25 protein-coding genes are annotated in these 20446 nt (G+C 64.1%); 18 read left to right on the top strand and 7 right to left on the bottom strand.

All coding sequences use genetic code 11. The annotated features are described in order from the left end of the window. Positions 1 to 226 (bottom strand): site-specific integrase (locus DH08_RS25040; RefSeq protein WP_192182077.1); only part of this gene is annotated, 226 nt, incomplete at its 3' end. A gap of 113 nt (positions 227 to 339) precedes the next feature. Here DH08_RS25040 and rimM point away from each other — a divergent pair. Further along, positions 340 to 939, top strand: a complete 600-nt coding sequence (gene rimM / locus DH08_RS25045; RefSeq protein ID WP_006202647.1) for a ribosome maturation factor RimM — start codon at positions 340 to 342, stop codon at positions 937 to 939. Next, positions 936 to 1634, top strand: a complete 699-nt coding sequence (trmD, locus tag DH08_RS25050; protein WP_192181837.1) for a tRNA (guanosine(37)-N1)-methyltransferase TrmD — start codon at positions 936 to 938, stop codon at positions 1632 to 1634. The genes rimM and trmD overlap by 4 nt, the downstream gene beginning before the upstream one ends. 46 nt (positions 1635 to 1680) lie before the next feature. On the opposite strand, the gene DH08_RS25055 is transcribed toward trmD, so the two are convergent. The 4 genes from DH08_RS25055 to DH08_RS25070 all read right to left on the bottom strand — a co-directional run bounded on the left by DH08_RS25055 (position 1681) and on the right by DH08_RS25070 (position 3643). Beyond that, positions 1681 to 2094: a GFA family protein gene (locus DH08_RS25055; RefSeq protein ID WP_192181838.1), complete on the bottom strand. Its 414-nt coding sequence runs from the start codon at positions 2092 to 2094 to the stop codon at positions 1681 to 1683. 83 nt (positions 2095 to 2177) lie between these two features. Then, on the bottom strand, positions 2178 to 2642 hold the full coding sequence (locus DH08_RS25060; RefSeq protein WP_192181839.1) for an SRPBCC family protein: 465 nt from the start codon (positions 2640 to 2642) through the stop codon (positions 2178 to 2180). Beyond that, positions 2639 to 2959 (bottom strand): ArsR/SmtB family transcription factor, encoded by a 321-nt coding sequence (locus DH08_RS25065; protein ID WP_192181840.1) that lies wholly within the window; start codon positions 2957 to 2959, stop codon positions 2639 to 2641. The genes DH08_RS25060 and DH08_RS25065 overlap by 4 nt, the downstream gene beginning before the upstream one ends. A 57-nt stretch (positions 2960 to 3016) precedes the next feature. After that, positions 3017 to 3643: a LysE family translocator gene (locus DH08_RS25070; protein ID WP_192181841.1), complete on the bottom strand. Its 627-nt coding sequence runs from the start codon at positions 3641 to 3643 to the stop codon at positions 3017 to 3019. A gap of 242 nt (positions 3644 to 3885) precedes the next feature. Between DH08_RS25070 and DH08_RS25075 the strand changes: the two genes are divergently transcribed. Further along, on the top strand, positions 3886 to 5376 hold the full coding sequence (locus DH08_RS25075) for an aminotransferase-like domain-containing protein (protein WP_192181842.1): 1491 nt from the start codon (positions 3886 to 3888) through the stop codon (positions 5374 to 5376). On the opposite strand, the gene DH08_RS25080 is transcribed toward DH08_RS25075, so the two are convergent. Continuing rightward, positions 5358 to 6110: a sulfite exporter TauE/SafE family protein gene (locus tag DH08_RS25080; protein WP_192181843.1), complete on the bottom strand. Its 753-nt coding sequence runs from the start codon at positions 6108 to 6110 to the stop codon at positions 5358 to 5360. The two genes, DH08_RS25075 and DH08_RS25080, sit on opposite strands and share 19 nt — an antisense overlap. Positions 6111 to 6433: 323 nt before the next feature. Between DH08_RS25080 and rplS the strand changes: the two genes are divergently transcribed. The 9 genes from rplS to DH08_RS25125 all read left to right on the top strand — a co-directional run bounded on the left by rplS (position 6434) and on the right by DH08_RS25125 (position 15266). After that, entirely contained in the window at positions 6434 to 6994 is a 561-nt protein-coding gene (rplS, locus tag DH08_RS25085) for a 50S ribosomal protein L19 (protein ID WP_006202641.1), read from the top strand. A 179-nt stretch (positions 6995 to 7173) separates the two neighbouring features. Further along, positions 7174 to 7608 carry an organic hydroperoxide resistance protein gene (locus DH08_RS25090; protein WP_192181844.1) on the top strand — a complete coding sequence of 145 codons (435 nt, stop codon included), beginning with the start codon at positions 7174 to 7176 and terminating at the stop codon, positions 7606 to 7608. Continuing rightward, on the top strand, positions 7605 to 8114 hold the full coding sequence (locus DH08_RS25095; protein WP_192181845.1) for a MarR family winged helix-turn-helix transcriptional regulator: 510 nt from the start codon (positions 7605 to 7607) through the stop codon (positions 8112 to 8114). The genes DH08_RS25090 and DH08_RS25095 overlap by 4 nt, the downstream gene beginning before the upstream one ends. Positions 8115 to 8290: 176 nt before the next feature. Beyond that, positions 8291 to 9088, top strand: a complete 798-nt coding sequence (locus DH08_RS25100; protein WP_192181846.1) for a transporter substrate-binding domain-containing protein — start codon at positions 8291 to 8293, stop codon at positions 9086 to 9088. 269 nt (positions 9089 to 9357) lie between these two features. Further along, complete coding sequence (locus tag DH08_RS25105; protein WP_192181847.1) at positions 9358 to 10173, top strand: amino acid ABC transporter permease; 816 nt, start codon at positions 9358 to 9360, stop codon at positions 10171 to 10173. Positions 10174 to 10229: 56 nt separating this feature from the next. Beyond that, positions 10230 to 10865, top strand: a complete 636-nt coding sequence (locus DH08_RS25110; protein ID WP_192181848.1) for a class I SAM-dependent DNA methyltransferase — start codon at positions 10230 to 10232, stop codon at positions 10863 to 10865. 298 nt (positions 10866 to 11163) lie between these two features. Continuing rightward, on the top strand, positions 11164 to 12573 hold the full coding sequence (leuC, locus tag DH08_RS25115) for a 3-isopropylmalate dehydratase large subunit (protein ID WP_192181849.1): 1410 nt from the start codon (positions 11164 to 11166) through the stop codon (positions 12571 to 12573). Positions 12574 to 12762: 189 nt separating this feature from the next. Then, a complete protein-coding gene (locus tag DH08_RS25120) occupies positions 12763 to 13959 on the top strand; it encodes a GGDEF domain-containing protein (RefSeq protein WP_192181850.1) in 1197 nt (398 codons plus the stop codon). Positions 13960 to 14057: 98 nt separating this feature from the next. Next, positions 14058 to 15266: a GGDEF domain-containing protein gene (locus tag DH08_RS25125; RefSeq protein WP_192181851.1), complete on the top strand. Its 1209-nt coding sequence runs from the start codon at positions 14058 to 14060 to the stop codon at positions 15264 to 15266. Here the strand turns inward: DH08_RS25125 and DH08_RS25130 are convergent. Then, on the bottom strand, positions 15250 to 15609 hold the full coding sequence (locus DH08_RS25130) for a hypothetical protein (protein ID WP_192181852.1): 360 nt from the start codon (positions 15607 to 15609) through the stop codon (positions 15250 to 15252). The genes DH08_RS25125 and DH08_RS25130 overlap by 17 nt on opposite strands. A gap of 248 nt (positions 15610 to 15857) precedes the next feature. Between DH08_RS25130 and DH08_RS25135 the strand changes: the two genes are divergently transcribed. The 6 genes from DH08_RS25135 to DH08_RS25160 all read left to right on the top strand — a co-directional run bounded on the left by DH08_RS25135 (position 15858) and on the right by DH08_RS25160 (position 20315). Beyond that, complete coding sequence (locus DH08_RS25135; RefSeq protein ID WP_192181853.1) at positions 15858 to 16220, top strand: hypothetical protein; 363 nt, start codon at positions 15858 to 15860, stop codon at positions 16218 to 16220. Between the two features lie 235 nt (positions 16221 to 16455). Continuing rightward, the gene (sdhC, locus tag DH08_RS25140; protein ID WP_192181854.1) at positions 16456 to 16860 is read left to right on the top strand and encodes a succinate dehydrogenase, cytochrome b556 subunit; all 405 of its coding nucleotides are present in this window, start codon (positions 16456 to 16458) and stop codon (positions 16858 to 16860) included. Between the two features lie 2 nt (positions 16861 to 16862). After that, positions 16863 to 17258, top strand: coding sequence for a succinate dehydrogenase, hydrophobic membrane anchor protein (gene sdhD, locus DH08_RS25145; RefSeq protein WP_006202213.1), 396 nt, complete (start codon positions 16863 to 16865; stop codon positions 17256 to 17258). Between the two features lie 2 nt (positions 17259 to 17260). Next, on the top strand, positions 17261 to 19099 hold the full coding sequence (sdhA, locus tag DH08_RS25150; protein ID WP_192181855.1) for a succinate dehydrogenase flavoprotein subunit: 1839 nt from the start codon (positions 17261 to 17263) through the stop codon (positions 19097 to 19099). 2 nt (positions 19100 to 19101) lie between these two features. Continuing rightward, entirely contained in the window at positions 19102 to 19536 is a 435-nt protein-coding gene (locus DH08_RS25155) for a DUF3052 family protein (protein WP_192181856.1), read from the top strand. Next, positions 19536 to 20315, top strand: a complete 780-nt coding sequence (locus DH08_RS25160; protein ID WP_120014443.1) for a succinate dehydrogenase iron-sulfur subunit — start codon at positions 19536 to 19538, stop codon at positions 20313 to 20315. The genes DH08_RS25155 and DH08_RS25160 overlap by 1 nt, the downstream gene beginning before the upstream one ends. Positions 20316 to 20446 lie beyond the last annotated feature (131 nt).

Here is a 20446-nt window from a genome sequence, read left to right on the forward strand (position 1 = left end):
GGGCGGCGAGAAAGCCCCGCAGGTCTGCGGGGCGCAGATCGGCGATATCCGAAATGCCGGGTGGGCCGCCGCAATGTCCGGTCAGAAAATGCAGGAACTGGCGCGTGTCGCGCTCATAGGCTTCGACGGTTTCCGGCGACAGCCGGCGTTCGCGCGCCAGCATCTTCAGCCAACTTTCGCGCGCTGCCTGAAGGTCGGGCTTTGCCGGGATGAGGAATTCCTGCATGGCGCTCTTCCAGTTCACGGCCATTTTCCGGCAGCCGGGTTAGGAAGCGGTGAAGAGCGCGTCATTGAAATGACAACTGGCTAGGGCTAGAGCAAGGCAAAGGACCTTTCGCCATGAGCAAGCCCCAGAACCCCGTCCAGATGGCCGTGATCGGCGCCGCGCACGGCATCAAGGGCGAAGTGCGCGTCAAGACGTTCACCGGCGAGCCGCTTGCGCTGGCCGATTACGGGCCGCTCTATGCCAGGGACGGCCGCGCCTTCCAGATCATCGACATCAGGCCGGCCAACACCGTGGTCGTGGTGCGGTTCAAGGGCGTGAGCGACCGCAACGCCGCCGAGGCGCTCGCCGGCACGGAACTCTTCGTCGACCGCTCGATGCTGCCGGACGATGGCGAGGAGGACGAATTCTACCATGCCGACCTGGTCGGCCTGGCGGTCAGGGACGACACCGGCGCCGAGATCGGCAAGGTCGTGGCGGTACACAATTTTGGTGGCGGCGACATACTCGACGTGACTCTAGGCGGGCGCAAGGGCGTGCTGATCCCGTTCACGCAGGCCGCCGTGCCGCAAGTGTCGATCGCCGAAGGTTTTGTTCGCGTCGATCCGGCGGCCGCCGGCCTGGTCGACGACGAGGACAGCGAGGCGCCCGGCCGCGACGGTTTCGATCCGAAGGGCCGGCCGCGCGGACCAAGGGATGCCGGGGGCAACCGGTGAGCTTTGCCGCCTCGGTGCTGACGCTCTATCCCGAGATGTTTCCGGGCGCGCTCGGCCTGTCGCTGGCCGGGCGGGCGCTGGAGGCCGGGACATGGTCGCTGGACGCGATCCAGATCCGCGATTTCGCCACCGACCGGCACCGCACCGTCGACGACACGCCGGCCGGCGGCGGCGCTGGCATGGTGATGCGCGCCGACGTGCTGGCGAAGGCGATCGACCATGCTTCGCCGCCGGGCGATGCGCGACCGCGCCTGCTGATGAGTCCGCGTGGAAAACCGTTGACGCAGGCTCGGGTGCGCGAGCTCGCCGCCGGGCCGGGCGCTGTCATCCTCTGCGGCCGTTTCGAAGGCGTCGACCAGCGGCTGATCGAGGCGCGCGGGCTGGAGGAGGTTTCGGTCGGCGACTTCATCCTCTCCGGCGGCGAGCCGGCCGCACTGGTGCTGCTCGACGCCGTGGTGCGGCTTTTGCCCGGCGTCATGGGCAATGCGGTGTCGGGCGAGGAAGAAAGTTTTGAGAACGGTCTGCTCGAACACCCACACTATACAAGGCCGCAGGAGTTCGAGGGCCGGCCGATCCCCGAGGTGCTGATCTCGGGCAATCACAAGAAGATCGCCGCCTGGCGGCGTGCGGAGTCCGAGGCGCTCACAAAAACACGACGGCCGGACCTGGTGCAGAACGGCAAGACCAAAGGCTGAGATCGCTTCAGAGTCTCTGGCGACCACCTGGCTACCCTGTTGGCTATTAGCCGGGCATCCGCTCGAACTTCTGCAAGACGGGGTCCATCGTGTCCCAGGCACGGCCGCGAATGCTGTATGTCACAACCCGCGGATTGAATTGGCCTGGGTCGTCAAGGCTGGTCGCGTGGACCGCGATCAGGTCCGGCATGGCGGCGAATGTCAGATAGACCGGCGTTCCGCAGGTCGGGCAGAAGGCATGCACCTTTTCGTTGCCGCTGTCGCCCGCCAACCGCCAGGTTTTCGCTTCGCCGGTGATTGCCATATCGGCGCGCCGGCCGAAGGTCAGATAGGATCCGTGGCCAGTGCCACTGCGTTTCTGGCAATCATGGCATTGGCAGTGGTTCTCGAAGATGGGTTCGCTGCTCGTTTCGTAACGGATTGCGCCGCACGCACATCCGCCGCCATAGACCTTGCTCATCGTCGTTCTCCCGCTAACTCTTTGTTTTCACGCAATTCCGACGGAAAACCGCTACGCACTTTTCCTGGAATCGCTCTAGCGTTTCAGGCCGATTTCGGCTTGGCGAAAAGGTCGATTCCGCTCCCGGTTTCGAGGAAGGATTTCATGCTGGACAGCACCGCCGGCCAGCCCTGGCTGATGCCTTTCGCCATGCCGCTGCCGGCTTCGAGCTCGTCATGGGTGACGGTCAGCCGCACCATGGTGTCGTATTCCTCGATGCCGAACGTCACCCGGCTGTATTGCGACGGATCGTCGGCCTGCGAGGCGTTCGCCCAGGTCATCACGAGACGGGTCGGCGGCGAGATTTCGACGACCTTGCCGACGAGTTCGACGGTGCGCTCGTCATTGGCGCGGATATGTTCCCATTTCGATCCCGCCTTCCAGTCGGAGACGTTCTCGTGGCCCCAGTAGCGCCTGGCGATATCGGGCCTGGTTATGGCCTCGAACACTTTTTGCGGCGTAGAGCGGATATAGGTCACGTAGACAAAACTGGTCGTCTCTCTGGTCATCGGTCCTCTCCTTCGAGTTCTTGCTTCAGGTCGTGCAGCAGGCTGAGCCGCTGCCGTTCGAATTTTCGCACCCACCGCTCGTAGATGTCGTGCAGCGGCACGGGGTTGATGAAGTGCAGCTTTTCCCGGCCACGCCGGACCGTGCTCACCAGATTGGCCGCCTCCAGCAGGTCGATGTGCTGAGTGGCGGACTGCCTTGCCATCTCCAGGTTTTCGCACAGCTGGCCGAGCGTCTGCCCGTTCTGCTCGCACAGAAGGTCAAGCAGCTTTCTGCGTGTCGGGTCGCCCAGCGCTTTGAAAACCTTGTCGGCGTCCATCGCCCTCACTCCGTTGTGAGGCCAATACGCAGGTAAATACCTGCATGTCAATGAAGCTCAGCCGTGTTTCATCGCGGCGGCGGACAGGCCGGTCATGACGAATGTGATGCCTGCGCCGATATTGATCCCGGCAACCGCGCGCGGACGGCTGTGCAGCCATCGGCTCAAAACCGAAGCAAAGCCGCCGATGAGCGAAAGGCCGATGGCGGCGATGATGGCAAGCCAGGCGCCGTAGGTCAGCATCTGCGTGTTGACCGAGCCGCGGTCGGCGCTGACGAACTGCGGGATGAAGGCAAGCACGAACAGTCCGATCTTCGGATTGAGGACGTTCGACATCAGCCCCGCCAGGTAGATCGCGTGAAGAGGCCGCCGCGCCGTCGGCGCGAAACTGACGAGATTTCGCGAGAACAGCGCCTTCGCCCCCAGCCAGACAAGATATGCAGCTCCGGCGAGTTTTAGCGCCAGGAACGCAGCGGCCGAGGTCTGGATCAGCAGCGCCAGCCCGAAGGTGGCGGCAAGCGAGTGGATCAGGATGCCGGTGCCGGCCCCCATTCCCGACACCGTCGCCGCGAGGCGGCCCTGGCTCAGGCCGCGCGCAATCGAGAGCACGATGTCGGGTCCGGGCGCGAGCACGATCAGGACGCTCGCGATTGTGTAGGCCAACCAGATATCGATCGGAAACATGGCTCAGTCCTCCGTGTGAATGCGTTGGTGTCGGCTGGCTGTTTTGCGTGGTCCATTTCGACCACCAGGCTCGGTGCCGACATCGGTCATGAGCTGAACGGTAGATCGCCAGCGTCAGCACGCACAGTCACAGCCAGCGGGCATCTGATATGGTACAGTGAGGATTATCGGGCATCTGTACCAGGCGAAGTGCCTGCAATCTGTGTCAGTCGGCTCAGTCGATTTTGCGGTAGGCATTGCACATGCAAGACGATCAATCCGCAGAGGTCCTTTACCTGCAGCTCGCGCATTCGATCGCGACGCCGATCCGGGCGGGTACGCTGATGCGGGGCGAACGCATTCCCTCCGTGCGCGAACTGGCGCGCAACCGCGCCGTGTCGATCGGCACCGTGCTGCAGGCCTATCGCATGCTGGAGGATGCGCACCTGATCGAAGCGCGACCGCGCTCGGGCTATTTCGTCGCGACACGGTCGCCGAGCCTGCCCGAACCGGAGACATCGAATCCGCCGGCAGATTCCATGGCGGTGGACGTCAGTTCGCTCGCGGCGCGAGTGATGCATCTCGCGCACGATCCCGCCTACATCTCCTTCGGCGCTGCCTGTCCGAGTGCGGACCTGTTTGCCGAGGAGCGTGTCCGCCGTGCCGTCAGCCGCGCCGTGCAACGCCACCGGGCGACACTGTGCAACTACACGACCGGCTATGGCGACGAGAGCCTGCGGCGCGCCATTGCACGCCATGCGCTACGCATGGGCTGCCAGCTCGACCCACAGGACATCGTCGTGACCAACAGCTGCCTGGAATCGATCACGCTGTGCCTGCGGGCGGTGACGAAACCGGGCGACATCGTTGCGCTGGAATCGCCGACCTTGTTTGCCTTCCTGGAGATCCTCGAGAACCTGCACCTGCGCGCGCTCGAGATCCCGACCCATCCACGCACCGGCTTCTCGCTCGATGCGCTGCAATTCGCCTTCGACACTCAACCGATCAAGGCCGTGCTCGCAGTGCCCACGCTTTCCAATCCGATCGGATCAAGTATTCCCCTGGCCGACCGGCAGCATTTGGCGCGGATGGTTGCCGACCGCGGCATCCCGCTGGTCGAGGATGTCCTCTACAACGATTTCGCCGAGCTGGACGAACAGCGCCGCGCGGTGCGCGCATTCGATGCGACCGGGCACGTCATGATGTGCGGGTCGTTCTCCAAGACGATCGCGCCAGGCCTTCGGCTTGGCTGGGTGGAGGCCGGGCGCTGGGGTGCCAAGCTCGTGCGCCTGAAGGAATCGACCAGCGGCAGCCAGACGGCGGTGCTGGAGCGTGCGATGGCCGACCTCTTGACGCAGCCGGGCATCGAGGCCGGATACCGTCAATTGCGCGCGACGGTCGCGACGCGGGTCGACGAGGCGCGCGGATTGATAGCGCGGTATTTTCCAGCGGGAACGCGCGTCACCGATCCGCAGGGCGGGTTTATTCTCTGGGTGGAACTGCCGCACAGCATCGACTCGCTTGAGCTGTTCCGGGTCTGCCTGGCGGAGAACATCGTGATTGCGCCTGGAAAGATGTTCAGCGCCACAAACCATTTCGGCCACTGCATCCGGCTGGGGCTGGGCGGACGCTGGGACGATGCCCACCGGCACGCACTGCGGCGGGTGGGGGAGCTGGCGAATTCCATGGTGGCGAACCAGACCGATGCCGACAAAGCTTCCGGCAATGGTCGGGTTCACCCCTTGGCGAAGTAATAGAAGGCGAGAAAGAGGCCGACGGCGACGACGAAGCCGCGCACGACATTTTGCGGCACGCGCTTGGCAATCCAGACGCCGGCATAGCCACCGAGCGCGCCGCCCGGGATCATGACGATCGCCTGCGGCCAGGCGACGACGCCGCCGGAGACGAAGACGACGATCGCAACCGCGGCGATGACCATGGCCAGCATGTTCTTCAGTGCGTTCAGCTTGTGATAGTCGCCTGACTGGGTAATGCCAAGCGTCGCCAGCATCATCACGCCCATGCCGGCGCCGAAGAAGCCGCCATAGATGGAGGTCAGGAATTGCGCCAGCGAGCCGACGAGCGAGCCCACAGACGCTTCATGGTCCGGCTTCGGCGACGGCTTCAGCCATGGCCCGGCAGCGAAGAGAGCAGTTGCGGCCAAGAGCAGCCACGGCACCATTGCCCGGAAGGATGGATTGTCGAGCGCCAAAAGGATGAGCGCGCCGGCCAGCGCACCGAAGGCCGAGATCAGGCAGAGCAGCAATGCCTGGCGCCAGAAATGTCTGATGTCAGCGGCGTAGGCGAGCGTCGAGGTGACGTAGCCGGGAAACTGCGTCACCGAAGAGGTGGCATTGGCGACGATCGGCGGCAGGCCGACCAGCGTCATGGCACCGAAGGTGATGAACGTGCCGCCGCCGGCGACCGCGTTGGCGGCGCCTGACAAAAAACCCGCCAGAAACAGCAGGATCACGTCGAAAACAGACATCAGGGCGCCGCCGAAGACTGGTTGCTTGCCCCGGATTAGGAAGCTTGACGGGAGCGTGCAACCCCGGCCGGGACAATTGCGTAATGGCATGCGCGCAAAAAAGACAGGGCCAAGGCGTGACAAAGCGTCGAAATAGCTGTATGTGCCCGCCCGAACCGGAAGAACAATCTGCCAAGCGCGATCTTCTGGCCCGTCAACAATGACGGTGTAGTCGCCCCTGCCCGATGTCTCCGACAAAGGGCATAGCCGAGCGGTCAATGGAACTGCAAGGCGAGTGTCGGACGCTCTGACTGTCGGAAGAACAAGAAGTGGATTTTTAAGAGATGGATATCCTCCGTCAGCTCGAGGCCGAACAGGCCGCCAAGATCGAAGCCAAGCGCAAGCTTCCCGAATTCCAGCCCGGCGACACCGTGCGCGTTCAGGTCCGCGTGACCGAAGGCACCCGCACCCGCGTCCAGGCCTATGAGGGCGTCGTCATCGCCCGCTCCGGCGCCGGCTTCCAGGAAAACTTCACCGTCCGCAAGATCTCCTACGGCGAAGGCGTGGAGCGCGTGTTTCCGGTCTATTCGCCGATGGTCGAGGGCGTCGAGATCGTGCGGCGCGGCAAGGTGCGCCGCGCCAAGCTCTATTACCTGCGTGACCGCCGCGGCAAGTCGGCCCGTATTTCGGAAAACACCGGCGTGCGCGCCCGCAAGCTGAACGACGAGGAGCGTGACGCGCTGAACGCCGAGAAGGCGCGCATCGAGGCCGAGAAAGTCGCCGCTGCCCAGGCGCTGGCCGCCGAGAAGGCCGCCCAGGAAGCCGCCGAGAAGAAGGCCGCCGACGAAGCCGCCAAGGCCGCCGACGAGGCCGCCAAGGCTGCGGAAGCGGCTACCGCCGAATAAGTTTTTCGAGAAAGCATGGTTTAGAAAGGCGGCTTCGGCCGCCTTTTTTCGTTTTGCGGGCAGGCAGAGCCCGTCCCGCTGGGATCGGCTTGCTCAAGGCGAAAAATCTGCCCCTGCTTTGGTTGACTCGAATTATCTTGTACACTAAATAATCGTGCAAAAATAAATGGAGAAACGAAATGCCTGCACTCTACTCCACCGAAGCCCGTGCCGTCGGCGGCCGCGCCGGCCATGTCCAGACCAATGATGGCCTGCTCAGCGTCGACCTTGCCTTGCCGAAGGAACTGGGTGGCAAGGGTGGCGCCACCAATCCGGAGCAGCTGTTTGCTGCCGGCTATGCGGCGTGCTTCGAAAGCGCCATGCGCTTCATCGCCGGCAAGCAGAAGCTGCCGCTCGAGGATGCTGCGGTGACGGCCAATGTCAGCCTGCACCCCAATGGCCAGGGCGGTTTCGCGCTGGGCGTTTCGCTGTCGGCGGAGACGAAAGGCCTTGATCAGGCGGCCGCCGAAGCGCTTGTATCGGCGGCGCACCAGATCTGCCCCTATTCCAATGCCATCAAGGGCAATGTCGAGGTGGCGCTTTCGGCAGTGACGCTCCCGGCAAAGGCAGCATGACGACAAAGATCATAGGGAGTGCCAGCGACGTCCCGGCGACAGCCGCCGGGACTTTTCCCGTTCCGCGGCTCGACCAGCAGCTCTGTTTCGCGCTCTATTCGGCGAGCGGGCTGATGACGAAGCTTTATCGGCCGTTGCTCGATCCGCTCGGGCTCACCTATCCGCAATATCTGGCCATGCTGGCGCTGTGGGAGCACGCGCCGAGCACGGTGGGCGCGCTTGGCGCGGCGCTGGGCCTGGATTCCGCGACGCTGACCCCGCTGCTCAAGCGTCTGGAAGCAGGTGGTCTGGTCACGCGTCGGCGCGACGCGGCGGACGAGCGCCGCGTGCTGGTCGAGCCGACCGCCAAGGGCCAGGCGCTGCGCGGGCGGATGAAGGAGGTGTCCTCCGGGCTTGCCTGCAGCATGCCGCTGGAGCCTGGCGAGCTGAAAGCCCTGCACGCGACGGTCAGCCGTTTGGTCGCTCGGTTGCGGAACGCTACCGAGAATGCGGCGGATCGCGACTGATCCTCACCACGACACGATCGTTCCGGAATTCGCCGATTGAAAGCATGGGAATCCGCTATCGCGCCAAGCGGTGCAGCGGATCGGCTTGCATGGCGCTTGCGGAAAGCTAAAGTCGGCGCCGGATTTTCCTGCAAGCCCCAAACGGATCGGGGCGTTTCACGTTCCGGGAGTGTGTCATGACCAAATCGAAACTGCTGCTGGCCGGCCTGCTGGCCTGCCTTCTCGCGCCCGTCGCCGCATGGGCGCAGGCGCTGCCCGATCTCGGCGGCAAGAAGGTGGTTGTGGTGACGGAAAACGCCTATCCGCCGCTGCAGTTCATCGATTCCAAGACGGGAAAACAGATCGGCTGGGAATATGACGCGATGGATGAGATCGCCAAGCGGCTGAACTTCAAGGTCGAGTACCAGAACACTTCCTGGGATGCGATGATCCAGGCGGTTTCCGACAATCAGTACAACATCGGCATGACCGGCATCACCATCAAGGACGACCGCAAGGAGAAAGTCGACTTCTCCGACCCCTATATGCGCTCGGAACAGTTCATGCTGGTGCGTGGCGACGAAAGCCGCTTCACCGACGCCAAGACCTTCGGCGCCTTCAAGGACGGTTTGATCGGCGCGCAGGCCGGCACGACGCCCTTCTACACCGCCGTCTACAGCGTGCTCGACGGCAATGAGCAGAACCCGAGGATAAAACTGTTCGAGACGTTCGGCGCCACGGTGCAGGCGCTGAAGTCAGGCGACGTCGACATGGTGCTTACCGACGGCACTGCCGGCAAGGGCTATGTCGATGCCTCCGAAGGTAAGCTGAAGCTGATCGGCGGACCGCTCGGCACCGAGGATTTTGGGTTTATCTTCCCGAAAGGATCCGACCTGGTGAAGCCGGTCAATGCGGCGATCGCCGCGCTGAAGGCGGATGGCACGCTGGATGCGCTGAACAAGAAGTGGTTTCTTGATTACAAGATGGGGCAATAGGCCATCTTGGTGCGACTGATGCGCGACGGTTGTGCGCCGAAAATCCCGCTGGCATTGCGTCAGGCTACCCCCCTCTGCCCTGCCGGGCATCTCCCCCTCAAGGGGGGAGATCGGATGTCGCTTCGGTCTTCGCCAATCTCCAAAGTTGCAGGATGGGCGGCGAGGGTGAAGCTGCCAATCTCCCCCCTTGAGGGGGAGATGGCCGGCAGGCCAGAGGGGGGTGCCTTGGCGCCCGGCTTTCGGAAAGCCACCCTGATCGCTGTCGCCTGATGGCAACGCCCCCATCTTCCATCCCAAAATCCGAGTTCCCCTGGTGGCTAGCCGTAGCCACGACGCTTGCGCTTGCGGCCGCCATCTTCATCGCCACGAGCGGCCTCTACGCTCAGGTCTTCGCCACCGTTGCCAAGGGCATCGGCATCACAATCTTCGTCACCGTGGTCGCATTTGCGATGGCCTCGGCGATCGGGCTCGGCATCGCGCTGATGGGATTGTCCGGCTCGCGTGTGCTGCGCCAGGTCGCGCGCTTCTATGTCGAGATCATCCGCGGCGTGCCGATCCTGGTGCTGCTGTTCTGGATCGCCTTCGCCGGCGCGCCGGCCTTCGTCGCGGCATGGAACGCGCTGACCGCGCCGCTGCAGAATGCCGGTCTCCTCGGCGAGCTTTTGGTGCGCGACGTGTCGCTCTTGTGGCGCGCCATCATGGCGCTGACCATCGGCTATTCGGCCTTCATCTCAGAGGTTTTCCGCGCCGGCATCCAGGCGGTCGAGAAGGGCCAGATCGAGGCGGCCAAGGCGCTCGGGCTGACGCGCACGCAGCGCTTCCGGCTGATCGTTTTCCCGCAGGCGATCCGCACCATCCTGCCGCCGCTCGGCAACGACTTCGTCGCCATGGTCAAGGATTCCTCGCTGGTCTCGGTGCTCGGCGTCGCCGACATCACCCAGATGGGCAAGGTCTATGCCGCCGGCTCGTTCCGCTTCTTCGAGACCTATTCGATCGTCGCCTATATCTATCTCATCCTGACCGTCGGCCTGTCGCTGGCTCTGCGGGCGCTGGAGAAGCGGCTGCGAAACCAGCACGGGGAATAGCCGGCCAGTAAAGACGGCGCTACGATCGCAGAATGCGACCAACTCCGGAGAAACCCATGATCGTCGACAAGGCCAATGCGGCGCTGGACTCCGTCTATTCGGCAGACACGCCGGAAGCACTCGCCAAGGCCTATGCCGAATGGGCCGCGACCTATGACAGCGAGACCGCTTCGCTCGGCTATCTGCTGCCGTTCCTGATCACCGCCTGGGTGTCGCGCCATGTGCCGGCAGGCGAAGGGCCGTTGCTCGATGCCGGCTGCGGCACCGGCCTGTCGGGGCCATCTCTCAAGGCGCTTGGCTATCATGACATTGCCGGGCTCGACCTGTCCGACGACATGCTCAAGATCGCCGGCAGCCGCAATGCCTACAGCGAACTGAAGAAGGCGATGCTCGGCGGCCCTTTGCCCTGGCCGGATAGGCATTTTCGCGCTTTCTTCTCCACCGGCGTGTTCACCATCGGCCATGCGCCGGCCTCCGGCCTGCACGAACTGGTGCGCATCACCAGAAAGGGAGGCCACGCCATCTTCACCGTCCGTGACCAGGTTTTTGAGGCCGGCGGGTTCCAGGCCGTGTTCGATGAGCTTGTGCAGGCGCAAAAATGGCGGCCGGTCGAGGAAAGCCCATGGTTCCGCTGCTATGCGATCGGCGATCCGGAGGCGCTGGTGAAGACGTTCGTGTTCGAGGTGGCTTGAGCGGGACGCATCTTTCCTTCTCCCACAGGGGGAGAAGGCAGGGTCGTGCAAGGCAGCCGCAATTGCCGAAAAGCCAAAACATTGATATGAGCAGCGCCATGGAAGAGCTTTTTGGCGATCCGGCCTACAAGGGTTTCGTGCTGCAGGACAGAAAACGCCTGCCGTCGCGATTTTCCGCGCGCGTCTGCGGCGCGCCGACCAGCCGACTTAGCTAGGCCGAACCGACCAGACCGCTTGCCGGGCCGGATGGCTTCCGGCGCTACCTCTTCCCCATTTTCATATCGACGGATTTACGCACATGAGCGCACCGCGCACCCTCTACGACAAGATCTTCGACGACCATGTCGTCGACCGCCAGGACGACGGCACCTGCCTGCTCTATATCGACCGTCACCTCGTCCATGAAGTAACCAGCCCGCAGGCCTTCGAAGGCCTGCGCATGACCGGCCGCAAGGTTCGGCATCCGGAAAAGACGCTGGCCGTGGTCGACCACAATGTGTCGACCTCGCCTGAGCGCAAGTTCGGCATCAAGAACGAGGAAAGCCGCATCCAGGTCGAGGCGCTGGCGACGAACGCCAAGGACTTCGGCATCGAATATTATTCCGAGAACGATATCCGCCAGGGCATCGTCCACATCATCGGCCCGGAGCAGGGTTTTACGCTGCCCGGCATGACCATCGTCTGCGGCGACAGCCACACTTCGACGCACGGTGCCTTTGGTGCCTTGGCGCATGGCATCGGCACCTCGGAGGTCGAGCATGTGCTGGCGACGCAGACGCTGATCCAGCGCAAGGCCAAGAACATGCTGGTGCGCGTCGACGGCGTGCTGCCGGAAGGCGTCACCGCCAAGGATATCATCCTCGCCATCATCGGCGAGATCGGCACGGCCGGCGGCACCGGCTATGTCATCGAATATGCCGGCGCGGCGATCCGCGCGCTGTCGATGGAAGGCCGCATGACCATCTGCAACATGTCGATCGAGGGCGGTGCCCGCGCCGGCCTGATCGCGCCCGACGAGACGACCTTCGCCTATGTCAAGGACAAGCCGCGCGCGCCCAAGGGCGAGGCCTGGGATGCGGCACTCGCCTACTGGCAGACGCTGCAGTCGGACGAAGGTGCGCATTTCGACAAGGTGATCGTGCTCGACGCGGCGAAACTGCCGCCGATCGTCTCCTGGGGCTCCTCGCCCGAGGACGTCGTCTCGGTGCAGGGCATCGTGCCGAACCCGGAAGACATCACCGATGAGAACAAGCGCACATCGAAGCTGCGCGCGCTCGACTATATGGGGCTGACGCCGGGCACCAAGATCACCGACATCGCGCTCGACCGCGTCTTCATCGGGTCCTGCACCAATGGCCGCATCGAGGATCTGCGCGCCGCCGCCAAGGTGGTCGAGGGCAAGACCGTCAATCCGCGCGTCAACGCCATGATCGTGCCGGGCTCAGGCCTGGTCAAGGAACAGGCCGAGGCCGAGGGTCTGGACAAGATCTTCCTTGCCGCCGGCTTCGACTGGCGCGAACCGGGCTGCTCGATGTGCCTGGCGATGAACGACGACCGGCTGAAGCCACATGAGCGCTGTGCCTCGACCTCGAACCGCAATTTCGAGGGCCGCCAGGGCTTCAAGGGTCGCACCCATCTGGTGTCGCCGGCGATGGCGGCGGCGGCGGCGATCGCCGGCCATTTCGTCGATATTCGCGACTGGAAATAGGCCGTCGCGTCATTTCCGAATACTGCCTCATGCAAAAACCCCGGACCGCTAAGCGGTTCGGGGTTTTCTTTCCGCCGCTTGCAGCCGCGATCCCGAGCGAATTTTTGAGCGCATCGGCCTTCGCTTAACCGCTTGTTTGGGCTTCCGTATTAGCGTCTTCCCTGACGTAAGCGGGGAAATCACAGTCGTTTGGACACGGGTCTGCTCATTGCGCTGCTCAACCCGACGATAGCGCTGGCGCTCGGCGCTGCGTTCCTCGTGCTGTGGTTCCATCAGCGCCACCGTCCCTATCTGGCCGTGCTGGCCCTCAGCTATGCCTTCTGTCCGGCGGGTTTCCTGCTGCAGTATTTCACGCTGCCGATCGGCATGGCGCCGACCAAGCTCCTCTCCAACATATGCTTCACCATTGCCGCCTGCTGCCTGGCCGGGGCGATCGTGGCGCGTTACGGGCGGCGCGTGCCCTATGTCGGGATCGGCATTCTGGCGGGCGGCGGCTTGTCGGCGCTGTGCTGGTTCCTGTTCGTCCAGCCGGACCTGACATGGCGGATTCTCTCGATGAATTTCGGTTTCGGCGGCCTCAGCCTGCTGGTCGCCGCGGAACTGCGCACCGTGCGCAGAAATGGCCCGACGGAGATGATCCTGTTCGTGCTGGCGCTGCTTTCCGGGCTCAATTTCATCGGCCGCACCCTCGCCATCGTCGTCGTGCATGGCCCCTTCACGACCTATGACGGGTTTTATTCCTCGTCCTACTGGACGACGGCGCTGCTGTCGCAGGCGCTGCTGTCGCTGTTGATCGCGCTCTCGCTGTTTACCGCCGCCGCGCTCGACGTGATGAAGGCGCTGAAGGCCGAGACCTACACCGATCCGCTGTCCGGCCTGCTCAACCGCCGCGGCTTCGAGGAACGGGCGGCCCTGCTTCTGCGGCAGTGCGCCTCGGCCAGGTTCCCGGTTGCGCTGGTGCTGGCCGACCTCGATCACTTCAAGGCGCTCAACGACCAGCACGGGCATGCGGCGGGCGACAGGGTCATCGCCGATTTCGCCGCCAAGCTGAGTTTCGCTACCGGCACGCGGGGCGCTGCCGGCCGCATCGGCGGCGAGGAGTTCGCCGTGCTCCTGCCGCTGTGCGATCTTGCTTCGGCGCGCCTGTTCGCCGAGGCGATCCGTTCGCTCTATTCGTCCGGTGGCGTCACCACCCTGCCGCCGGGTGTCAGGGTGACGGCAAGCTTCGGCGTCGCCGCCCGCACCGGCGATGAAGGGCTGGCGCCGTTGATGCAGCGCGCCGACGAGGCACTCTACAAGGCCAAGAAGAACGGCCGCGACAGCGTGCGCCTGTCCTACGAGCGGGCGGAAACCGTCTTCGTTCCGGAGAACGCCAGCGTCGGCTGAAGGCGAACGCGCTTCGGCCAACGACTACGTCATCATGCCGCCCGTTAACGTCTTTTTCGCCCGTCGATGGTTTGCTGTCCTGCGGGGTATGAAGAACCATGGGCAGCGTCGAATTCATTCTGATTATCAATCTGTTCGTCGCCGGCCTGCTGGCGGCGGCCTTCATGATGATCGCCATCCACGACGTGGGCCGCGTGTCGGCGCGCTGGCTGGCGTTCGGCTACATGCTGGGCATGGCCTATTTCGCCATCGAATTCAGCATCCCGGCCTTCGACAATGCCCGGCCGGTGGTTGTCACGGCCTTTGCCGTGTTCCTCGGCGCCACCATCGCCTTCAATGGCGGGTTGGCCCATAAATACGGTGTGACGCCGCCTTGGCCGCCGATGCTGGCCTTCTTGGCCGTCGCTTCGGTCGCGGTGTGGTTCGTGCAGGATCTGCCGCGCCATTCGCTCACCCGCATGATGGCCTACCAGCTTCCCTACGCAGCCATGCAGTTCGCGGCCCTCGGCATCGTCTGGTCGTCCAGGCAAAGGCGCGGGCGGCTCGATGCCCTGCTGATGGCCGTTCTGGCCGCCAGTGCGGTGCAGTTCGCCTCGAAGCCGTTCATCGCGCATGCCCTTGGCGGCTGGGGCGCCAATCCGCAAGCCTATGGGACCACCGTCTATGCACTGGTGTCGCAATCGCTCGGCACGGTGTTCGGCTTCGCGCTAGCGCTGCTGGCGCTGGCGATCCTGGTGCGCGACGTGCTGGCCGAAGCGACGTCGAAGTCGGAGACCGACACGCTGTCGCGGCTGCTCAACCGCGGCGGCTTCGAGCGTCATGCCGAGATCGCGCTGAAGGACGCGGTGCGCCAGGGCGTTCCGGTGGCGCTGGTCATCGCCGATCTCGATCACTTCAAGAGCATCAACGACAGCTACGGCCACGCCGCCGGCGACCGCGTCATCGAGACGTTTGCCGGCTTCCTGCGCGAGGCGGCGGCCGAGCATCACGTCGCCGGCCGCATCGGCGGCGAGGAGTTCGCCATCATCCTGCCGGGCGCCAACCTCGCGGCCGCGCGGCTGTTCGCCGAAGGTGCGCGCAGCGCTTTCGGCGCGCTGCCGATCGACAGCCTGCCGGTCGAGCATCGCTGCACCGCCAGCTTCGGCGTCGCCGAGCTTCATGCGGGCGAGGATTTTTCCGATCTGCTGCGGCGCGCCGACGAGGCGCTGTATCAGGCCAAGGGCAGCGGCCGCGACTGCGTGCGCGTCTCGGCCGGGCCGGCCGCGCGGCAAGACCGCGCGATGCCCAAGGTCAGCGGCAAGGGCTGAGGTTCGGCATCTCGCCATCGGAGAGGCCGTACATATAGGAGCGGCCCTTCAAGAAGACCGGCGGCTGGTAGCAGCCGGGGCCCGAGACATCGTCCGATTCGTTTTCATAGATCACGTCGGGCTGGCCGGCGCCGGTGTAGTCGGACAGTTCCTTGGCCAGCTTGCCCTCGCCGACGATGATGCGCTTGTAGCCGGCGGCGCTGTCGATGACGAGATTGCCGAAGGAATCGGCATAGACGCGATCATGGTGTCTCAGCCCGGCATAGGCCGGAGCCGTAAAGCCGACGGCCAGCGCCGTCAGCGTGAGCGCCGCGAGGCGCTGTCTGCCCGAATTCGAACGCATGGCGTCCTCCGTGAGGTTTCGACCTTTTGGTCTGGGGCCTGTTCGAATCGAAAATTAACCTTTTCTTAACCTTTGTTAATAGCCCGGCGGCTTCCGCTGCAGGATCTTGATGAACATGGTTAATATCCTGGGCCTGGCAGCATCTTTCGGCCATGCTTGCCCGCACCATCGCCGGCCCAGGGGCTAAGGTCTGGTGACCTTGATCTGGCGAGGCATCGTGGCTAGCTTGCCGCGCGGGAGGACAGCATATGGCGTTACGCCGGGCATTTCGGGTGGCGCCGTTGGTTTTGCTGCTCCTGGCCGTAGCGGCCTGCGTGCCGCAAAACAGCGCGCCGAAGGCCGGAAATGCCGCCGCCCCCACTGCCACCGACCTGACGGCGCCGCAGCCGCGCACTGCCACCTACAACTGCGCCGACGGCGGCAGGATGACCATCGAAAACCTCGGCACGTCGCTGCGCGTGCTCGGTCCCGACGGCACGAGCGAAGATCTGCCGGCCTCGCCCGCCAACCAGAACAGCCGCTTCGGCATCGCACATGACGCAATCGTGATCGACGGACGCGACGCGCTGGTCATGAAGGGCGGAAAGACGCCGCTCACCTGCACACGGTAATGCGGTGCTACCGGTATATCGCACTGCAGCGAACGTTGCGCCGGCTTCTCGCCGGCGTCCTAATCGATTGAAGCAAAAGACCGCCGATTTGTCAGACTAAATGACGTTTCCAAAACGATTTTCTGGCTTTGACGCGGTGCAAAAAGAGCATTAGAAACCGGCTGTCCGAAGTCATATGTAAAAGCGGCAAATGCCGCATTTATCGCGGCTCCGGGACGCCGAAACTGGGGGAGCCATGAGCAAATCACCAGCCACCCGAGCCAGACCGCTTTCGCCGCACCTGACCGTGTACCGGCCGCCGATCACGATGACGATGTCGATCATCCATCGCATCACCGGCGGCGCCCTCTATTTTGGCACGTTGCTGGTGGCGCTCTGGCTGATGGCTGCGGCGAGCACCGAGGCCACCTTCGATATCGTCAACTGGGCCTTCGGTTCGTGGCTGGGGCGGCTGGTGCTGTTCGGCTACACCTGGGCGCTTATGCACCACATGCTGGGCGGCGTGCGCCATTTGGTCTGGGACACCGGCGCCGGGCTTGAGAAGCACACCGCCTCGAAGATCGCCTGGGCGACGCTGGCCGGCTCGATCGCGCTGACGCTGCTGATCTGGATCGCCGGCTATATGGCGCGGGGAGCCTGACCATGAGCGGCAAGAATACCGACATGCGCACGCCGCTGGCCAAGGTCCGTGGTCTTGGCTCGGCCCGCGAGGGCACCGAGCATTTCTGGCGCCAGCGCCTGACCGCAATCGCCAACATCCCGCTGACGCTGTTCTTCGTCGGCTTCCTGATCGCGCTCAACGGCGCCGGCTATGCCGAGGTGCGGGCAGCGCTTGCCAATCCGTTCGTGGCGCTGATCCTGGCGCTGGTGCTGATCTCGGGGCTCTACCACATGCGGCTCGGCATGCAGGTCATCATCGAGGATTATGTGCATGGCGAGGGCATGAAGCTGGCGCTGATCGCGCTCAACACATTCTTTTCCATAGCAGTCGGCGTCGCCTCGCTCTTCGCCCTGCTCAAACTGGCATTCGGAGGCTGACGTTGGCCAAGGACGCAAAAGCCGCCAGCACGGCTTCCGCCTATACCTATGTCGACCACAAGTTCGATGTGGTGGTCGTCGGCGCCGGGGGTGCCGGCCTGCGCGCCACGCTCGGCATGGCCGAGCAGGGGCTGCGCACCGCCTGCATCACCAAGGTGTTCCCGACCCGCTCGCACACGGTGGCGGCGCAAGGCGGCATCGCCGCATCGCTGTCCAACATGGGCCCGGACTCCTGGCAGTGGCACATGTACGACACCGTCAAGGGATCCGACTGGCTGGGCGATGTCGACGCCATGGAATATCTGGTGCGCGAAGCGCCGGCTGCCGTCTACGAGCTCGAGCATTACGGCGTGCCGTTCTCGCGCACCGAAGAAGGCAAGATCTACCAGCGGCCGTTCGGCGGCCACATGATGAATTTCGGCGAGGGTCCGCCGGTGCAGCGCACCTGTGCTGCCGCCGATCGCACCGGCCACGCCATCCTGCACACGCTCTACGGTCAGTCGCTGAAGAACAACGCGCAGTTCTTCATCGAGTATTTCGCGCTCGACCTGATCATGGAGCCGGACGGCACCTGCACCGGCGCCGTCGCATGGAACCTCGACGACGGCACCATCCATCGTTTTTCAGCGAAGATGGTGGTGCTGGCGACCGGCGGCTATGGCCGCGCCTATTTCTCGGCGACGTCGGCGCATACCTGCACCGGCGACGGCGGCGGCATGGCCGCACGTGCCGGCCTGCCATTGCAGGACATGGAATTCGTGCAGTTCCACCCGACCGGCATCTACGGCGCCGGCTGCCTGATCACCGAAGGCGCGCGCGGTGAGGGCGGCTATCTCGTCAACTCCGAGGGCGAGCGCTTCATGGAGCGTTACGCGCCGTCGGCCAAGGATCTTGCCTCGCGCGACGTCGTCTCGCGCTGCATGACGCTGGAGATCCGCGAGGGGCGCGGCGTCGGCAAGAACAAGGACCATATCTTCCTGCATCTCGACCATCTCGATCCGGCGGTGCTGCATGAGCGGCTGCCCGGCATTTCGGAATCGGCCAAGATTTTCGCCGGCGTCGACCTGACCAAGGAGCCGATCCCGGTGCTGCCGACGGTGCACTACAATATGGGCGGCGTGCCGACCAATTATTGGGGCGAGGTGCTCAACCCGACGGCGAATAACCCGGACAAGGTGTCGCCCGGCTTGATGGCGGTCGGCGAGGCAGGCTGCGCCTCGGTGCACGGCGCCAACCGGCTGGGCTCGAACTCGCTGATCGACCTCGTGGTGTTCGGCCGCGCGGCGGCGATCCGCGCTGGCCAGGTCATCGACCGCAAGGCGGCGATCCCCGCGCCCAACGAAGCCTCGGTCGAGAAGATCATGGACCGCTTCGACCGGCTGCGCCACGCCAACGGCTCGACGCCGACCGCCGTGTTGCGCGAAAAGATGCAGAAGGCGATGCAGGACGATGCGGCGGTGTTCCGCACCCAGGAGTCGCTCGAAAACGGCTGCAAGCGCATTTCGCAGATCTGGGGCGAACTGAAGGACATCAAGGTGTACGACCGCTCGATGATCTGGAATTCCGATCTGGTCGAGACGCTGGAGCTGGAGAATTTGATGGCCAACGCCATCACCACGGTCTACGGCGCCGAGGCGCGCAAGGAGAGCCGCGGTGCGCATGCACGCGAGGATTTTTCGGCGCGCGACGACGCAACCTGGCGCAAGCATACGCTTTCGAGGCTCAGCGAAGACGGCAAGGTGACTCTTTCCTATCGGCCGGTGCATACCGAGCCGTTGCTGGCGGAAAAAGACGGCGGCATCAACCTCGCCAAGATCGCGCCAAAGGCCAGGGTGTACTGACCATGGCGCTGGCGGCAGCGGGATATTCCGGCACACCTCTCCCGGCCAAGCTCGGCCTGAAGGACGGGATGGTCGCCGCTTTCATCGCTCTGCCGCCGGAACTCGACGAGTTGGCCGATGCCGTCAATTTCGCCCAGGTTGACCGGCTGACCGAATGGTCGGTGATCTCGGGCAGCCTGAAGTATGACGCCGTCCACGCTTTCGCCCGGCAGCGCGCCGAGATCGAGGATCGTCTCGGCGATGTCGAAACGGCGATCAAGCGCGACGGCATGGTGTGGGTCTCGTGGCCGAAGAAGGCTTCTAAGGTGCCGACTGATGTCACCGAGGACGTCATTCGCGCTGAGGCGCTGAAGCGCGACCTCGTCGACGTCAAGGTCGCCGCCGTCAACGAGATCTGGTCCGGGCTGAAGCTCGTCATCCGAAAGGACCGCAGGTAATGGTCGAACTCACGCTCCCGAAGAACTCGAAGATCCAGCAGGGCAAGACCTGGCCGAAGCCGGAGGGTGCCACCAATCTGCGCGAGTACCGCATCTACCGCTGGTCGCCGGACGATGACGAGAATCCGCGCATCGACACCTACTTCGTCGACATGGACGATTGCGGGCCGATGGTGCTCGACGCGCTGCTCTGGATCAAGAACAAGATCGATCCGACGCTGACGCTGCGCCGTTCCTGCCGCGAAGGCATTTGCGGCTCCTGCGCCATGAACATCGACGGCTCGAACACGCTCGCCTGCACCAAGGGCTGCGACGACATTTCCGGTGCGGTCAAGGTCTACCCGCTGCCGCATATGCAGGTGGTCAAGGACCTGGTGCCGGACCTCACCAATTTCTACGCCCAGCACGCCTCGATCGAGCCGTGGCTGAAGACGGTGTCGCCGGAGCCGGCCAAGGAATGGCTGCAGAGCCATGAGGATCGCGAGAAGCTCGACGGGCTGTACGAATGCATATTGTGCGCCTGCTGCTCGACCTCGTGCCCGAGCTACTGGTGGAACGGCGAGCGCTATCTCGGTCCGGCGACGCTGCTGCAGGCCTATCGCTGGCTGATCGATTCCCGCGACGAGGCCAAGGGCGAGCGGCTCGACAATCTCGAGGATCCGTTCCGCCTCTATCGCTGCCACACCATCATGAACTGCGCCCAGACCTGCCCCAAGGGGCTGAACCCGGCCAAGGCGATCGCCGAGATCAAGAAGATGATGGTGGAGAGACGGGTTTAGGTTCTCCGCCTCTCCTCGCGCAGGCAGCGATCCTTCGCGCCCCCTCTGTCCCGCCGACTTTGAGAGGGTCAGCCCTGTCGCGGCGCTCTGATGTCTGTCAAAATCACTGCGCCAAGAACCATCAGCAAGTA

Source organism: Mesorhizobium amorphae, assembly GCF_014843845.1.
Lineage (GTDB): Bacteria > Pseudomonadota > Alphaproteobacteria > Rhizobiales > Rhizobiaceae > Mesorhizobium > Mesorhizobium amorphae_A.

Coding starts and splice junctions, on each gene's coding strand:
- DH08_RS25095 (WP_192181845.1), top strand. CDS start 7,605: ATGACGACAAAGATCATAGGGAGTGCCAGCGACGTCCCGGCGACAGCC.
- leuC (WP_192181849.1), top strand. CDS start 11,164: ATGAGCGCACCGCGCACCCTCTACGACAAGATCTTCGACGACCATGTC.
- DH08_RS25125 (WP_192181851.1), top strand. CDS start 14,058: ATGGGCAGCGTCGAATTCATTCTGATTATCAATCTGTTCGTCGCCGGC.
- DH08_RS25075 (WP_192181842.1), top strand. CDS start 3,886: ATGCAAGACGATCAATCCGCAGAGGTCCTTTACCTGCAGCTCGCGCAT.
- DH08_RS25055 (WP_192181838.1), bottom strand. CDS start 2,094: ATGAGCAAGGTCTATGGCGGCGGATGTGCGTGCGGCGCAATCCGTTAC.
- sdhD (WP_006202213.1), top strand. CDS start 16,863: ATGAGCGGCAAGAATACCGACATGCGCACGCCGCTGGCCAAGGTCCGT.
- DH08_RS25065 (WP_192181840.1), bottom strand. CDS start 2,959: ATGGACGCCGACAAGGTTTTCAAAGCGCTGGGCGACCCGACACGCAGA.
- DH08_RS25135 (WP_192181853.1), top strand. CDS start 15,858: ATGGCGTTACGCCGGGCATTTCGGGTGGCGCCGTTGGTTTTGCTGCTC.
- DH08_RS25105 (WP_192181847.1), top strand. CDS start 9,358: ATGGCAACGCCCCCATCTTCCATCCCAAAATCCGAGTTCCCCTGGTGG.
- DH08_RS25060 (WP_192181839.1), bottom strand. CDS start 2,642: ATGACCAGAGAGACGACCAGTTTTGTCTACGTGACCTATATCCGCTCT.
- DH08_RS25110 (WP_192181848.1), top strand. CDS start 10,230: ATGATCGTCGACAAGGCCAATGCGGCGCTGGACTCCGTCTATTCGGCA.
- DH08_RS25090 (WP_192181844.1), top strand. CDS start 7,174: ATGCCTGCACTCTACTCCACCGAAGCCCGTGCCGTCGGCGGCCGCGCC.
- DH08_RS25080 (WP_192181843.1), bottom strand. CDS start 6,110: ATGTCTGTTTTCGACGTGATCCTGCTGTTTCTGGCGGGTTTTTTGTCA.
- rimM (WP_006202647.1), top strand. CDS start 340: ATGAGCAAGCCCCAGAACCCCGTCCAGATGGCCGTGATCGGCGCCGCG.
- DH08_RS25130 (WP_192181852.1), bottom strand. CDS start 15,609: ATGCGTTCGAATTCGGGCAGACAGCGCCTCGCGGCGCTCACGCTGACG.
- DH08_RS25155 (WP_192181856.1), top strand. CDS start 19,102: ATGGCGCTGGCGGCAGCGGGATATTCCGGCACACCTCTCCCGGCCAAG.
- rplS (WP_006202641.1), top strand. CDS start 6,434: ATGGATATCCTCCGTCAGCTCGAGGCCGAACAGGCCGCCAAGATCGAA.
- DH08_RS25160 (WP_120014443.1), top strand. CDS start 19,536: ATGGTCGAACTCACGCTCCCGAAGAACTCGAAGATCCAGCAGGGCAAG.
- DH08_RS25100 (WP_192181846.1), top strand. CDS start 8,291: ATGACCAAATCGAAACTGCTGCTGGCCGGCCTGCTGGCCTGCCTTCTC.
- DH08_RS25070 (WP_192181841.1), bottom strand. CDS start 3,643: ATGTTTCCGATCGATATCTGGTTGGCCTACACAATCGCGAGCGTCCTG.
- sdhC (WP_192181854.1), top strand. CDS start 16,456: ATGAGCAAATCACCAGCCACCCGAGCCAGACCGCTTTCGCCGCACCTG.